Annotated in this window: 13 protein-coding genes and 1 other RNA gene; 11 read left to right on the forward strand and 3 right to left on the reverse strand. The window is 69.8% G+C overall.

Translation table 11 applies throughout. The features are described 5' to 3' along the window. Positions 1-20: 20 nt before the first annotated feature. Entirely contained in the window at positions 21-1,037 is a 1,017-nt protein-coding gene (locus AB0K18_RS33295; protein ID WP_364922338.1) for a hypothetical protein, read from the reverse strand. Positions 1,038-1,084: 47 nt separating this feature from the next. Here AB0K18_RS33295 and prfB point away from each other — a divergent pair, with 47 nt between their 5' ends. Continuing rightward, on the forward strand, positions 1,085-2,203 hold the full coding sequence (prfB, locus tag AB0K18_RS33300) for a peptide chain release factor 2 (RefSeq protein WP_355411463.1): 1,119 nt from the start codon (positions 1,085-1,087) through the stop codon (positions 2,201-2,203). Here the strand turns inward: prfB and AB0K18_RS33305 are convergent. Beyond that, positions 2,186-2,380, reverse strand: coding sequence for a hypothetical protein (locus tag AB0K18_RS33305; protein WP_364365386.1), 195 nt, complete (start codon positions 2,378-2,380; stop codon positions 2,186-2,188). The two genes, prfB and AB0K18_RS33305, sit on opposite strands and share 18 nt — an antisense overlap. Positions 2,381-2,582: 202 nt before the next feature. Here AB0K18_RS33305 and ftsE point away from each other — a divergent pair, with 202 nt between their 5' ends. The 9 genes from ftsE to AB0K18_RS33350 all read left to right on the forward strand — a co-directional run bounded on the left by ftsE (position 2,583) and on the right by AB0K18_RS33350 (position 11,784). Next, positions 2,583-3,272 carry a cell division ATP-binding protein FtsE gene (gene ftsE / locus AB0K18_RS33310; protein WP_091079803.1) on the forward strand — a complete coding sequence of 230 codons (690 nt, stop codon included), beginning with the start codon at positions 2,583-2,585 and terminating at the stop codon, positions 3,270-3,272. Between the two features lie 20 nt (positions 3,273-3,292). Next, positions 3,293-4,204, forward strand: coding sequence for a permease-like cell division protein FtsX (gene ftsX, locus AB0K18_RS33315; protein ID WP_364922342.1), 912 nt, complete (start codon positions 3,293-3,295; stop codon positions 4,202-4,204). A gap of 47 nt (positions 4,205-4,251) precedes the next feature. Continuing rightward, positions 4,252-4,719, forward strand: coding sequence for an SsrA-binding protein SmpB (gene smpB, locus AB0K18_RS33320; RefSeq protein WP_345396689.1), 468 nt, complete (start codon positions 4,252-4,254; stop codon positions 4,717-4,719). 28 nt (positions 4,720-4,747) lie between these two features. Further along, positions 4,748-6,613 (forward strand): penicillin-binding transpeptidase domain-containing protein, encoded by a 1,866-nt coding sequence (locus AB0K18_RS33325; protein WP_364922345.1) that lies wholly within the window; start codon positions 4,748-4,750, stop codon positions 6,611-6,613. A gap of 454 nt (positions 6,614-7,067) precedes the next feature. Beyond that, positions 7,068-7,451, forward strand: a transfer-messenger RNA (tmRNA) gene (gene ssrA / locus AB0K18_RS33330). 152 nt (positions 7,452-7,603) lie between these two features. Next, positions 7,604-8,488, forward strand: coding sequence for a hypothetical protein (locus AB0K18_RS33335; RefSeq protein ID WP_364922347.1), 885 nt, complete (start codon positions 7,604-7,606; stop codon positions 8,486-8,488). Further along, a complete protein-coding gene (locus AB0K18_RS33340; protein ID WP_364922350.1) occupies positions 8,485-9,084 on the forward strand; it encodes a hypothetical protein in 600 nt (199 codons plus the stop codon). The genes AB0K18_RS33335 and AB0K18_RS33340 overlap by 4 nt, the downstream gene beginning before the upstream one ends. A 121-nt stretch (positions 9,085-9,205) precedes the next feature. Next, positions 9,206-10,624 carry a hypothetical protein gene (locus AB0K18_RS33345; protein ID WP_364922353.1) on the forward strand — a complete coding sequence of 473 codons (1,419 nt, stop codon included), beginning with the start codon at positions 9,206-9,208 and terminating at the stop codon, positions 10,622-10,624. Then, entirely contained in the window at positions 10,621-11,784 is a 1,164-nt protein-coding gene (locus tag AB0K18_RS33350) for a hypothetical protein (RefSeq protein WP_364922355.1), read from the forward strand. Before AB0K18_RS33345 ends, AB0K18_RS33350 begins: the two co-directional genes overlap by 4 nt. Here AB0K18_RS33350 and AB0K18_RS33355 read toward each other — a convergent pair. After that, positions 11,729-12,145, reverse strand: a complete 417-nt coding sequence (locus tag AB0K18_RS33355) for a hypothetical protein (RefSeq protein WP_364922358.1) — start codon at positions 12,143-12,145, stop codon at positions 11,729-11,731. The two genes, AB0K18_RS33350 and AB0K18_RS33355, sit on opposite strands and share 56 nt — an antisense overlap. A gap of 98 nt (positions 12,146-12,243) precedes the next feature. Here AB0K18_RS33355 and AB0K18_RS33360 point away from each other — a divergent pair, with 98 nt between their 5' ends. Further along, positions 12,244-13,206, forward strand: a complete 963-nt coding sequence (locus AB0K18_RS33360; protein ID WP_364922361.1) for a GlxA family transcriptional regulator — start codon at positions 12,244-12,246, stop codon at positions 13,204-13,206. The last annotated feature ends 9 nt before the right edge of the window (positions 13,207-13,215 follow it).

Raw genomic sequence — 13,215 nt, forward strand, 5'->3', positions numbered from 1 at the left:
GCTCGCCGGCCCGCCCCCGCCTACTGTCCTGACGCGCGGGTGAGCGCCCCGTCGTGGGCGATCACGGGCGCGGGCGCCGGCTTCGTCAGCGGCGGCACGGCCGTGGCGTATTGGTGGGTCTCGGTCAGCTTGAGCGAGCGGCGCAGCACCGGCGAGCTGATCGCCCAGCGCGCCGTGGCGGGCACCGGGATGTAGTCGTCCTCGGCCGTCTTCGTCTGGGTGGACGTGGTGCGCGACAGCGAGTATTGGATCAGCGCGCCGCCGTCCTCGGTGCGCAGGGCGTAGACGGGGAAGTTGTCGGCGCTGAAGATCGAGTCGTAGCTGAACCCGTCGCTCTTGGCGCTCTCGCGGCGCTCGGCGATCTGCTCGGCCACCTCGGTGGTGTAGGGGCCGGCCGCGAGCAGGCCGTCGGTGACGCCCGCCTTGCCCGTCTCGGCCACGCTGGCGTGGACGGGGCCGATGAACTGCGGGCTGATGGTGACGCTCTTGTCGTCGGCGGCCACCGCCGTGGCGTAGCCCTCGTCGTCGAGCTCGATCGGCGGCAGCTCCTGGCCGGGCAGCAGCTCGGCCGCCGAGCTGAGCCGCCAGCGGTCGAACTTGACGAACGTCAGCAGCGTCGGCGCGTCGTCGCGCGTCACCAGCACGCTGAACCAGGGCGAGCCCGCGCCCTCGTCGAAGCGGGGGACGTAGAACGTGGGCGCGCCCCACTGGTGGCGTGGCGGGGTGTAGCCGGAGGAGAGGTAGGCGGCCTGGATCAGCTGCCACTGACCGCCCGTCGTGATGTCCTGCACCTGCAGCAGCCGCCCCTGGAAGTCGCCGGGCACGTTGCGCAGCAGGTCGTCGGTGCGGGTGTAGGCGGCGAACTCCTCGGCCGCCTCGGCCTGGGTGACGGCCGGCGGCTCGGGCGACTTCGACGGCGTGGAGGTGGCCGCGGCCGGGGTGGAAGGGGCCGGAAGGGCATCGCCGGAGCAGGCGGTCACCGCGGCGAGGAGGCCGGCGGCGAGCGCCAGCACCTTCCGCCGACCGTATGCACGCACCTCGCCATGTTATTCGGGCCCGCGTGGGTCGCGTACCCTTGGGAGACGTGGCAGGCATCGATCCGGCAGAAGAGATCAACGAGCTTCGGGGCACGCTCCGCAGCATCCAGGACGTGCTCGACCTCGACGCGATGCGCAAGCAGATCGAGGAGCTGGAGCAGCAGGTTGCCGCCCCCGACCTGTGGGACGACCCTGACCAGGCCCAGAAGGTGACGAGCCGGCTCTCCCACCTCCAGGGCGAGCTCAACAGGGTCGACGGCGTCGCCAGGCGCCTCGACGACCTGGCGGTCCTCTATGAGCTGGCGGCCGAGGAGGCCGACGACGACACGCGCGCCGAGGCCGACAAGGAGCTCGAGTCGCTGCGTTCCGACATCGGCGCCCTTGAGGTCCGTACGCTGCTGTCGGGCGAATACGACGCCCGCGAGGCGCTCATCACGATCAACTCCCAGGCCGGCGGCGTGGACGCGGCGGACTGGGCGGAGATGCTGCTGCGCATGTACCTCCGCTGGGCCGAGCGCAAGGGCTACGCGACCGAGGTCTACGACACCTCCTACGCGGAGGAGGCCGGCATCAAGTCGGCCACGTTCACGATCAAGGCCCCTTACGCCTACGGCACGCTGCGCGGCGAGCACGGCACCCACCGGCTGGTCCGCATCAGCCCCTTCGACAACCAGGGGCGGCGGCAGACCTCGTTCGCCGGGGTCGACATCGTGCCCGTCGTCGAGCAGACCGACCACATCGACATCAACGAGGACGAGATCCGCGTCGACGTCTACCGGTCGAGCGGCCCGGGCGGACAGGGCGTCAACACCACCGACTCCGCGGTGCGCATCACCCACCTGCCGACCGGCATCGTGGTCTCCTGCCAGAACGAGCGCTCCCAGCTGCAGAACCGCGCCACGGCGATGAACGTGCTGCAGGCCAAGCTGCTGGAGCGCAAGCGGCAGGAGGAGGCCGAGAAGATGTCGGAGCTGCGCGGCGCCTCCACCACCTCGTGGGGCACGCAGATCCGCAACTACGTGCTGCACCCTTACCAGATCGTGAAGGACCTGCGCACCAGCACCGAGGCCGGCAACCCGTCAGCGGTGCTCGACGGCGACCTCGACGAGTTCATCGAGTCGGAGATCCGGTGGATGCGGCGCCAGGAGTCAGGCGCCGAGCAATAGGTGCTCGGCCGCCAGCGTCAGCAGGAGCAGGGCGACGAGCAGCAGGCCGATGAGGGCGGGTGACAGCCCGGCGAAGCCGTGGTTGTGCATCCGCTCCCGGTTGGCGCGGCACAAGGGGCAGCGTCCCTCGATCACGGGGTGGGCGCACTGCGCGCATACGAGGTGTTCGCAACTCATGACAGCCCCAAGTCTAGCCGCACAATCGTTTTGTTTCCGTTATGGACGTTCCATGCCAGTCTTCCCCCTAGACTGTCGTCTGGCCAATCGGAACGTCGATCATCAGTAAAGAAGACGTAACCGATGGTCGCCCGGCGGGAAGTGGGCATATGCCACCCTCGCTTCCGTCCTGACCCCTAGACTGGCATGCCGTGATGCTCTCGTGATCCATTTCGATAATGTCACCAAGGTCTACGCGAACCAGAACCGGCCCGCCCTCGACCACGTATCCGTTGACGTGGACAAGGGTGAGTTCGTGTTCCTCGTCGGTCCCTCGGGATCAGGCAAGTCCACGTTCCTGCGTCTGATCCTGAAGGAGGAGCGGCCCAACTCCGGCGCGATCCACGTCGCCGGCAAAGACCTGGCCCGCCTCTCCAACTTCAAGGTGCCGCACCTGCGCCGCCGCATCGGCTGCGTCTTCCAGGACTTCAGGCTGCTCCCGAACAAGAACGTCTACGAGAACGTGGCGTTCGCCCTCGAGGTCATCGGTAAGCCCCGGCGGTTCATCCGCAAGGTGGTGCCCGAGGTCATCGAGCTGGTCGGCCTCGAAGGCAAGGCGCACCGCATGCCCGACGAGCTGTCCGGCGGCGAGCAGCAGCGCGTCGCCATGGCCCGCGCCTTCGTCAACCGGCCGATGATCCTGCTGGCCGACGAGCCCACGGGCAACATCGACCCCGCGACGAGCATCGGCATCATGAAGGTGCTCGACCGCATCAACAGGACTGGCACCACGGTCGTCATGGCCACGCACGACGCGGCCATCGTCGACTCCATGCGTAAGCGTGTCGTGGAGCTGGAGGACGGCAAGATCGTCCGTGACCAGTCGCGTGGCGTGTACGGCCAGGCGTACTGACAGGGAGCTGCAGACAAGCCATGCGGGCGAATTTCATCTTCTCCGAGGTCTGGATCGGCCTCCGTCGCAACCTGACCATGACGATCGCCGTAGTCATCACGGTGGCGGTCGGCATGGCGATGCTGGGCGTCGGTCTGATGATCAACACCCAGGTCGGCCTGATGAAGGGCTACTGGGACGACAAGGTCGAGATCTCCGTCTTCCTGTGCAAGAAGGGGACGGCCATACCGGACTGCAAGGGCAAGGCGGTCACGCCCGCGCAGATCAAGGCGCTCGAGTCGCACATCAAGGGCACGAAGGGCGTCAAGGAGGTGTTCTTCGAGGACGAGGCCGACGCCTACCAGAACTTCAAGCAGTCGTTCTCGTCCACGAACAAGGCGCTGGTCGACGCGACCAAGGTCGAAGACCTGCCGCAGTCCTTCCGGATCAAGCTCCAGGACCCCGACAACTACCAGCCGGTGATCCAGGCCGTGACCGGCCAGCCGGGCGTGGCCCAGGTGATGGACCAGAAACAGCTCATCGCCCCGTTCTTCGCCATGCTCGACAAGCTCGCCTTCGCGGCGCTGACGGTCGCCATCATCCTGGTGCTCGCGGCGGCGCTGCTGATCGGCAACACGGTGCGGCTGTCGGCGTTCAACCGGCGCCGTGAGACGGGCATCATGCGGCTGGTCGGCGCCTCCAACCTCTACATCCAGCTGCCCTTCGTCATGGAGGGCGTCATCGCCGGCCTCGTCGGCGGGGTGTTCGCGGCGGTCATCCTGATCTGCGCGAAGGTGTTCCTGTTCGAGGAGATCGTCGGTTTCTTCGGTGGCGCGACGGCTCAGCTCGGCTGGAACGACCTGGCCCAGACGATCACCATCACCATGATCATCGGTGTCGTGATCTGTATCCTGGCCTCGTTCGTGACGCTACGTCGCTATCTGAGGGTGTAGCGGTGCGCATGGGCGCCGGGCGCCCCGGTCGCCGGTAAAGTCGAAGCATGCCACGTGAGACCGGGCGGAAGGTCATCGCCCAGAACAAACGTGCTCGGCACGACTACCACGTCGAGGACACTTTCGAGGCGGGTCTCGTGCTGCAGGGCACCGAGGTGAAGTCGCTACGCGAGGGCCGCGCCTCGCTCGTCGACGGCTACGCCATGATCGACGGCAACGAAGCGTGGCTGCTCAACGTGCACATTCCCGAATACTCGCAGGGCACGTGGACCAACCACACGGCCCGGCGCAAGCGCAAGCTGCTGCTGCACAGGAAAGAGATCGACAAGCTCGCCGCCAAGACCAAGGAGGGCGGGCTGACGATCGTGCCGCTGACCCTCTACTTCAAGGACGGCAGGGCGAAGGTCGAGATCGGCCTCGCGCGCGGCAAGAAAGACTGGGACAAGCGGCAGTCGCTGGCGGAGCAGCAGGCCAAGCGGGAGATGGCCCGCGCGCTGCGCTACCGCAACCGATGAGACGGCGGCACTGCGACCGATGCGATCGATGAGAGGCCGACCGATGCGGCGCGCCCGCCGCATCCTGGCCGCGACCGCCACGCTGGCGGTCGCGAGCACCACCCTGACCGGCTGCTTCGAGGAGTCGTCGCCGCACGACGCGGTGCGCGACTTCCTCGTCGGGTGGCAGTCGGAGGACTACGAACTGGCCGCCGGCCGCACCGACGGCGATCCCGCCAAGGTGCGCAAGGCGCTCGAGGACGCCAAGCTCGAGCTCGACGCCGCCTCCTTCCGCTTCAAGATCACGAGCATCAGCGTCGCCGGCGACGAGTCCACGGCCGACTTCCACGCCGAGGTCGACCTGGGGGAGAACAACCCCCTCTGGGAGTACGAGAGCAGGCTCCCGCTCCACCTGGTCGACGGCGCGTGGAAGGTCCGCTGGTCGCCCTCGGTGCTGCACCCTCAGCTCAAGGAGGGACAGCGCTTCGCGGTCGACACCGAGCCCAAGCCGCGCCAGCCCGTCCTCGACCGGGCCAACGACCCGCTGCAGAGCGACACCGTCCTCTACGTCGCCGGGGTCGTCCCCGACAAGCTGGGTGAGCGGGCAGAAGAGGTCGTCGCCAAGCTGTCCGACGTCACCGGCTACGCCCAAGACCGGCTGCTGAGCCGGGTCAGGTCGTCGCCGCCCGACAAGTTCGTGCCGCTGGTGACGTTCGGACGTTCCCGCTACCAGTCGATGCAGGCCAAACTGGGCGCGATCGACGGCATCGAGATCGACGCGCAGGAGCAGCCGGTCAACCCCGACGCGCCTCGCCAGATCGTCGGCACGGTCAGCGCGCTCACGCCTGAGACCGAGCAGAAGCTGGGCGGGCCGCAGCGGGCCGGTGACTCGGTGGGCAAGAGCGGGCTGCAGCAGGCGTACCAGGACTATCTGACGGGGTCCACCGAGACGAAGGTGATCACCCTCGACCTCAAGACCGGCCGGCAGGTCGCGCAGCTCGAGGAGTGGCGAGGGCGTCAGAACGTCTCGGTCAAGACCACGATCGACCGCGCCGCGCAGGCGTCGGCCGAGCAGGCTGTGGCCGAGACCCAGACGAGCGCGCTGGTGGCGGTGCAGCGCGACACCGGCGAGATCCTCGCGGTCGGCACCAAGGGGCTGCACCAGGAGCGCCACGCGCTGGCGGGCAAGTTTCCGGCCGGCACGGCGTTCTCCATCGTGGCCGCCGACGCGCTGCTGAAGGAGCAGGTGAGCCCCAAGCAGCGGCTGGCCTGCCCGCAGGAGCGCACGGTGGGCGGCGCCAAGTTCGCCAACGCCGCCCACAGCACGCCGCTGCCGGCATCGGCCACGTTCCAGGAGAACTTCGCGAAGGGCTGCGTGACCGCGCTGGCCTCGCTGGCCCGCCGCGTCTCGGCCGAGGGGCTGCTCAAGAGCGCCCAGACGCTGGGCCTGGAGCAGCCGTGGCGGTTGCCGCTGAAGTCGTTCAGCGGCAGCCTGCCGAAGCTGTCCAGCGACGCCGACAAGGCCAAGGCCATCGCTGGCCAGAACGTCCAGGTGAGCCCGCTCAGCATGGCTCTGGTGGCCGCGGCGGTGGCCTCGGGCACCTGGCGGCCTCCCGTGCTGGTGACCGAGCCCAAGACGCCCGACGCGACCGCCACGGCGCCGCCGGTCACCCAGCCCGCGCCGCAGCAGCTCGACCCGAAGGTGCGCGCGACCCTGCAGACGATGATGCGGGCCGGTGCGGCCGGCACGCCCGCGCAGGCGGGCAAGGGCAAGGTCTACGGCATCGCGGCCACCGCTCCCGAGGGCATGACCTGGTGGGTCGGCTGGCAGGGCAACGTGGCGATCGCGGTGCTGGCGAAGAACCACGACGCCAGGGCCGTGGCGGGCGACTTCTTCGCGGGCCTCGCGAACTGACGCCGCCGCACGACGCCGTGAACGGCGCGCTCACGACGCTGTGAACGACGCCGTGAACGACGCTGTGAACGACGCCGTGAACGACGCTGTGAACGGCGCTGTGAACGGCGCTGTTGGCGGGGTTGCGGACTGAGGGTGAAAATGTCCGCACGGGGAGCAACCATTCGGGCGGCCGGTCGCGTCTTACTGAGTGACTGGGCCCGCTCGGGGGGTTGCGGTCCCAGTCGCCGTGATGAGACAGGACTTCATCTCGGGGGAAGTCCTGCCGTCCGGACCGGCTCGACCCTGCCGGTCGGCCCCCGGGAGCACGTGCCTCAGTGCCGGGCTCCCGGGGGTTTCGGCATGTATGGGGCGGTGGCGCCGTGGGAATTAAGTTGGCGCCGAGGGTGTTGTCCGATGTACATTCCTGTTGCGCCTCCCCTCGGGGTCGGCGGTGACGGTTGACAACTGCACAGGGGGTGACTGGCTTCGACTTTGGCCTTGCAAGCCAGGTGAAGCGGGCCGAGGACTGCGGACATAACCTCGTTAATCCTGTGACCGCAAACAACAAGTGCCAATTCCAAGAGCACTGTGGCTGCCAGGGACTCCCTGGCGCTCGCTGCCTAAGCAGCGAAACCACTGTCAGCCCGGGAGCGCCTTCGGCCCGGGATCTGGCATCGCTAGAAGGCTCCACCGCTCGACCCGGCCACGGGGGAGAGCGGGAAACCAAACAGTGGCTGAGCCCGTCGGCGACTCGCCTGCGTGATCGCCGGGGCTGAGAAAAGCACAGCAGGCTGCGCCCGGAGAAGCCCTGACTTGGGGTTGAAGGACGCGGGTTCGATTCCCGCCACCTCCACCAGTCTCGCGACAGGCCCGGTTCCCGTAGGGAGCCGGGCTTTCGTGCGTTTAAGGACCGGTCTGGTCACAGATCTGCCACTCCGTCACTACTCATTGCACTACGTATGCCAAGGTGTTGCTCTGACATTTCCTGTGCTGGAGTGGGGTTGAAGCGTGTCAAGGTTCGACTGGCGCCATTCGGGGTTCGCGCCGCTGGTGGGGCTGCTGGTGTCAGCGGTTTTGCTGATGACGGGGATGGTCCGGCAGTTGCTGCAGTTCGTGGGGGCGACCACGGCGCCGGGGGCGGCAGAGCTGGTGGTGACGCTGATCTTCGCGGTGTTCCTCACCACCGTGCTGCGGATCGTGCGGGCCGTGCCGGACATCCGCCGCGAGGCGGCCGCGACGGCGCGTGCCGCGACCAGCGTGCAGTCGGTGCGGCCGAGCGATGACACGCTGGTCGGCAAGCGTCTGCGGTTGTTCAGGGAGGCCGCGGAGGCCGGTGGCGACGCCGAGGCGGTGCTGACCGCCCGCTCCGCGCTCGACGACGGGGAGATGGCCAACAAGCACCACATCGACCACGCGCTCATCTGGGCACTGCCGGTCTTCGGCTTCATCGGCACGGCCCTCACCATGGCCGCGATGGTCGGCTCGTTCTCCAGCGCCCTCGACAGCCGTGGCGACCCCGGCGTGCTGATCACCGCGCTCAAGCAGCACGTGCTGCCCGAGCTGGCCTCCGCGTTCGGCGTCACCATGATCGCGTTGTTCCTGAGCGTGCTCGCGTTCGGCGCGATGACGCTGATCGAGCGGTCGGAGCGGGCCAGTGTGGCGGCGGCCGACGAGGTGTTCCTCATCTACCTGGCCCGGCTGCCCGGCGGCAAGGGCGCGGCGCCGGCCGCGCCCGCCGGGTCCGAGCTGCGCGGCCTGACGCAGGAGCTGGCGCAGTCGCGTGACAGGACCGAGGAGCTGATCAAGGGGCTGGACGCGCTGCGCACGGCGGTCGAGCGGCAGAGCGCCGCCGAGAGCAAGCCGCAGAAGTACACGCTGGTGAGGGAGCAGTGAGGAAGCAGGCCAGCCGGTCGTTCGCACCGCCGCTCGACCTGCGGTTCATCGACCTGTTCATGGCGATCGTGCTGGCATTGTCCTTCGTGGCGATCATGCTGACGGTCGTCGCGCGGATGCTGCCCACTGAGGAGTCCGCGCAGCCGCCGCGCCGCCAGCAGACCATCGCGCAGCTCGAACGCAAGCTTGAGGAGTCGGAGCAGGCGCGGCGGACCGCCGAGGCGGAGCTGCGCGCCACCAAGGAGCAGATCTCCGAGCAGACCGCGTTCGCGCTGCCGTGGTGGCTGATCGGGTTCTGCGCGCTGCTGGGCGTGCTCACGGTGTTCATGAACTGGCGGGTGCGGCTGTGGAACAAGGGCAGCCTGCCGCGCTGGTGGACGTGGGCGCTGGTCACCGTCGTGGTGGCGGTGGTCACGGTGGTGATCAGGGAGCTCAGTGACGGGCAGGGCTACCTGCTGCTCGCCGAGATCCCGTGGTGGGCGGCCGACGTGCTCTGCCTGGGGCTGCTGCTGGTCGCGTACGTGCTGATCACCGACATCCGCGACAGGCAGCTCAAGCTAGGAGAAATCAAGGCGAGGTACGCGCCGGATCGGTAGTAGGGTTCCGGACGGGCTGGCCGCGGGACTCCGGTGCGACTTCCGGAAACCGCCTATACCGCGACTCTTCGCAGCTCGCGCCCCCATTCCCCGGCCAGCTCCGCGACCGCCCCGGGGAGCCATGGAGACCTACGCCGACCTGATCGAGTGCGAGGACGTGCTGCTCTTCGCCAACGCCGCGATGACCGCGACCGGCCAGCGCGAGTTTCACAGCGAGGCGGGCCGGCAGCGGCTCTCCCTGGGTTTCCTGCACGACTACATCCACACCAACTATCCCGATCTGTACGCCGCCACCCTCGCCCTCGACATCAACGACCACAACGCCGCCCTCATCATCGCGGGGCTGCTGCGGCGCAAGGGCGGAGTGGGCCACGAGGCGCGGCTGATCGCCTGGCGGCTCGGCCGGATGAGCCCGCCCCGCGTCTACCGGCTCTTCAGGGAGCTGGGGCGGGCGGGCGTCAACAACCGGCGCACCCGCGCGCTCGTCCGCGACTGGCTGGCCACCCGGCCTGACCTGGCCTTCGACGCGGTGAAGTACCGGGCGGGGGTCAGGGCCGCGGTCCGGCACGCGCACCTTGATCTTCCGGGTGAGCTGGGCGACTTCCTGTTCACGCCGTTTCGCCGGGCTCACTACGACACGCCCGTGCTGGAGGCGTGGCGGCGGGCCCACTACGACAAGAACGCCCTGTACGAGCTGCCGTACACGGTGGCCGAGGGCTTCGCCGCCCGCCACGGCATCGACAGGGCCGCGTTCCTGGAGACGATCGCGCCCCGGCTGACCCGCCTGGAGCGGCTGCGGCTGAGCGGGGCCGCCGAGCGCGCGGGCACCGCCACCGCCACCGCCACCGCCACCGACGCTGACCTGGCCGCGCTGCCGCTGGTCAGGGTGGCCTCCTACGTGCTGTCGCTGGCGGCGGACGTCCGCGAGCGGCGGCGCGACGAGCTGGTCGCGGCGCTGCGGGCGTCGGCGGCCAGGGCGGCGGGGACGCGCGCCGGCACCTGGGGGAAGGTGGCCGCGGTGCTGGACGACAGCTTCTCCTCCTTCGGCTCGCCCGAGAAGCGCCGCCGGCCGCTAGCGGTCGCGCTGGCCTGCCACCACCTGCTGGAGGCGCTGGCCGGCGACCACCGCGCCCTGTGGCTGTCCGGCCGCGCCGACCCGCTCAAGGTCCGCCCTTCCGGGCCGACCCCGCTCGGGCGGCGCCTCATCGACGCCCTGGAGCAGCGGCCCGACCTGCTCGTCATCGTCTCCGACGGCTGGGACAACGCGCCGCCCGGCCTCGCCTCCGAGGTGCTGCGGGTGTGGCGGCGCAAGCTCGACCCGGCCGGCGAGGTCGGCATCGTGCACCTCAACCCCGTCTACGACGCCGAGCACTTCGAGGTACGGCGGCTGTCCCCGGTCGTGCCGACCGCCGGCATCAGGGACGCCGAGGACCTGCCCGCGCTGGTGGAGCTGGCCAGGTTCGCGGAGGGGCGGAGCGGGGCGGCCGAGCTGCGGGCGTACCTGGCGGAGCGGGCGGCCCCCGCGCTGGAGTCACGATGATCGACCTCACCGGCCTGGAGACGCGGCCCGCCCAGACCTGGGGCGCCCTGCGGCTGGTGCCGCTCGTCCGCCGCGCGCCGATCGAGGACCTGCGGTTGCACGCCAAGGTGTACGGCGACGAGCCCACCGTGGTCGCGCTGCCCGACAGGTCGCTCTACACCGCGTACGTGCCGCACGCGTTCGTCGCGTCGTGGACCGGCGACGGCACCCCCGCGGCGGCGTACGGCACCCAGCTCGGGCAGCCGCTACGGCACGTGCCGATCAGGATCAGGCACAGGATGGCCCGCAGGGCCGACAAGAACCGCCTGCGCTTCCTGCCGCTGCACCTGGCCATGGAGGGTTTCCTCGCGCTCTGCTTCGGCGGCCCCGAGCTGGCGTGGGAGGAGTGGTCGCGCGAGTCGCTGCGGCACGGCCTGTCGCCGCGGATCGAGGAGGCCTACAGCGGGGCCGAGGTGCGCGGCCTGGAGGACGCGCTCAAGGTCTTCGAGATCCATCCCGGTCAGTGCGGGCTGCTGCTCTACGCCGGTGACACGCTGGCCTCGGCGTTCGTGGTGCCGCATCCCGAGGACTACCGGGCGCTGCACCCGATGCTCGTCCGCGACATGTACGGCGACCTCATCCACGAGTACGCCCTGTGGTACCCGGCCCGCGACTTCACCGGCACGCTCGACGCCGCCGCGATCTCCTCACTGGCCGACCTGCGGGCCGCGGCCGTCCGCGTCGAGCGGGAGTGGGCCGGTTTCCACGACTCCGTGATGGCGGCCGGGCTGCTCCGCGCTCCCGAGCGGGTGCAGGAAATCTACCGGATGGGCCGGTTCACGCTGAACCGGTTCCTGCCCGCGTTCGAGCGCAAGGCGGAGAACCACATCGGGGAGATGATCAGCGACGGCGCGGGGCGTACGGCGTACCTGAAGACGTTCCGGCTGTCGGAGGCGCAGGTCAGGCGCGGCCACCTGCTGAGCGAGCTGGCCGCGCACGGCTGGCACATGGGCGAGACCGCCGCCGCTCTGCGCATCAGCGAGCCCTTGCTGGGGATGCGGCTGCGGCGGGCCGGCTTCGGGCACCTGCTGCGGCAGGACGTGCTGGACGGCTACCGCAAGGCGCTCAATGACGGCACCCGGCGTACTCGTCGAGGCGGAGCAGCATCGCCGCCAGCATGAGCGGGAACATGCCGACGTGCGAGACGAGCATGAGCACGTCGCCGTCGATGACGCCGGTCCACAGCAGCGGGAAGAGCGGCACGGCCGGCGCGAACATGATCGCGCACATCTCCAGCGTGGGCGCCCAGCGGTGCCCGCGCACCCGCATCCAGGCGCCCATGCCGATGGACATGTCGAACGCCATCGCCAGGTACCACAGCTCGGGCTGCTCGGCGAGGGAGACGCCGAGGCCGACGGCGGAGCGGAGCATGCCGATGAGGAACATGCCGGCGAACATGGCGATGATCATCTCGACGTAGTGGAGGGCGAACCTGCCCCAGCGGCGCCCCGTGGGCGTGGAGGTGGTGGTCGTCGTCGTCATGCCCCGACTGTCGCCCTGAGCGGTGGCGCGGCCCAAGGGAAGCCGTCCGGCAGGTCCGGATACTTGGGTTCCTTGTCCTTCGGACCTACAGTCGTGCCATGGATCGACGACGGTTCGTCGTGGTGGCGTACGAGGCGGCCGAGCTGCTCGACATCGCCTGCGTCACCTCGACGCTGGAGAGCGCCAACTGGCACGGCGCGTTACCGTACTACGAATACCGCGTCGCCACCCCCGGCGGCCACCCCATCACCACCGGCACCGCCCTCCGGCTCGACGCGCAGCTCGCGCTCGAACGCGTCACGGGGCCGCTCGACACGCTGCTGGTCTCCGGCGGCATCGGCCACGAGGACGCCGCCGCCAACCCCCTCGTCGTCGCCCACGTCAGGCGGCTGGCCAGGGAGAGCAGGCGGGTGGCCTCGGTCTGCACCGGGGCGTACGTGCTTGCCGCCGCCGGGCTGCTCGACGGCCGGCGCGCCACCACCCATTGGAAGGAGGCGCACGTGCTGGCCGGCCGCTTCCCCGGGGTGACCGTCGACCCCGACCCGATCTTCATCCGCGACGGCAACGTCTCGACCTCCGCCGGCATCACCGCCGCGCTCGACCTCACGCTCGCCTTCGTCGAGGAGGACAACGGCCCCGAGCTGGCCAGGACCGTCGCCAGGAACATGGTCACCTACCTGCAGCGGCCCGGCAACCAGGCCCAGATGAGCATGTTCGTCGAGCCGCCCTCGCCCGCCAACAGCCTGGTCAGGCGGATCGTCCAGCACATCTCCACCCACCTGCGCGACGACCTCGCCACCGCCGCCCTCGCGGCCGAGGCCGGGGTCAGCGAGCGGCACCTCACCAGGCTCTTCCTCAAGCACCTCGGCCAGACCCCCGGCCGGTACGTCCGCCAGACCCGCACCGAGGCCGCCGCCCACCTGCTCGCCACCACGTCGCTGCCGATGGCCGCCGTCGCCACGCGCTGCGGGTTCAACTCGGCGGAGACGCTGCGGCAGGCCTTCATCGACCGGTACGGCATCTCGCCGTCCCGCTACCGTCTGTCTCAGGCCGCCGGGTGAGTGCCCGGA

Origin of the sequence: Nonomuraea sp. NPDC049421 (genome assembly GCF_040677005.1) — a bacterium.
GTDB classification, from domain to species: Bacteria; Actinomycetota; Actinomycetes; order Streptosporangiales; family Streptosporangiaceae; genus Nonomuraea; species Nonomuraea salmonea.

Excerpts from the sequence above, each read along its gene's own strand:
- AB0K18_RS33355 (WP_364922358.1), bottom strand. The coding sequence starts at position 12,145 with ATGACGACGACGACCACCACCTCCACGCCCACGGGGCGCCGCTGGGGC.
- AB0K18_RS33360 (WP_364922361.1), top strand. The coding sequence starts at position 12,244 with ATGGATCGACGACGGTTCGTCGTGGTGGCGTACGAGGCGGCCGAGCTG.
- AB0K18_RS33325 (WP_364922345.1), top strand. The coding sequence starts at position 4,748 with ATGAGAGGCCGACCGATGCGGCGCGCCCGCCGCATCCTGGCCGCGACC.
- AB0K18_RS33345 (WP_364922353.1), top strand. The coding sequence starts at position 9,206 with ATGGAGACCTACGCCGACCTGATCGAGTGCGAGGACGTGCTGCTCTTC.
- smpB (WP_345396689.1), top strand. The coding sequence starts at position 4,252 with ATGCCACGTGAGACCGGGCGGAAGGTCATCGCCCAGAACAAACGTGCT.
- AB0K18_RS33305 (WP_364365386.1), bottom strand. The coding sequence starts at position 2,380 with ATGAGTTGCGAACACCTCGTATGCGCGCAGTGCGCCCACCCCGTGATC.
- ftsX (WP_364922342.1), top strand. The coding sequence starts at position 3,293 with ATGCGGGCGAATTTCATCTTCTCCGAGGTCTGGATCGGCCTCCGTCGC.
- AB0K18_RS33350 (WP_364922355.1), top strand. The coding sequence starts at position 10,621 with ATGATCGACCTCACCGGCCTGGAGACGCGGCCCGCCCAGACCTGGGGC.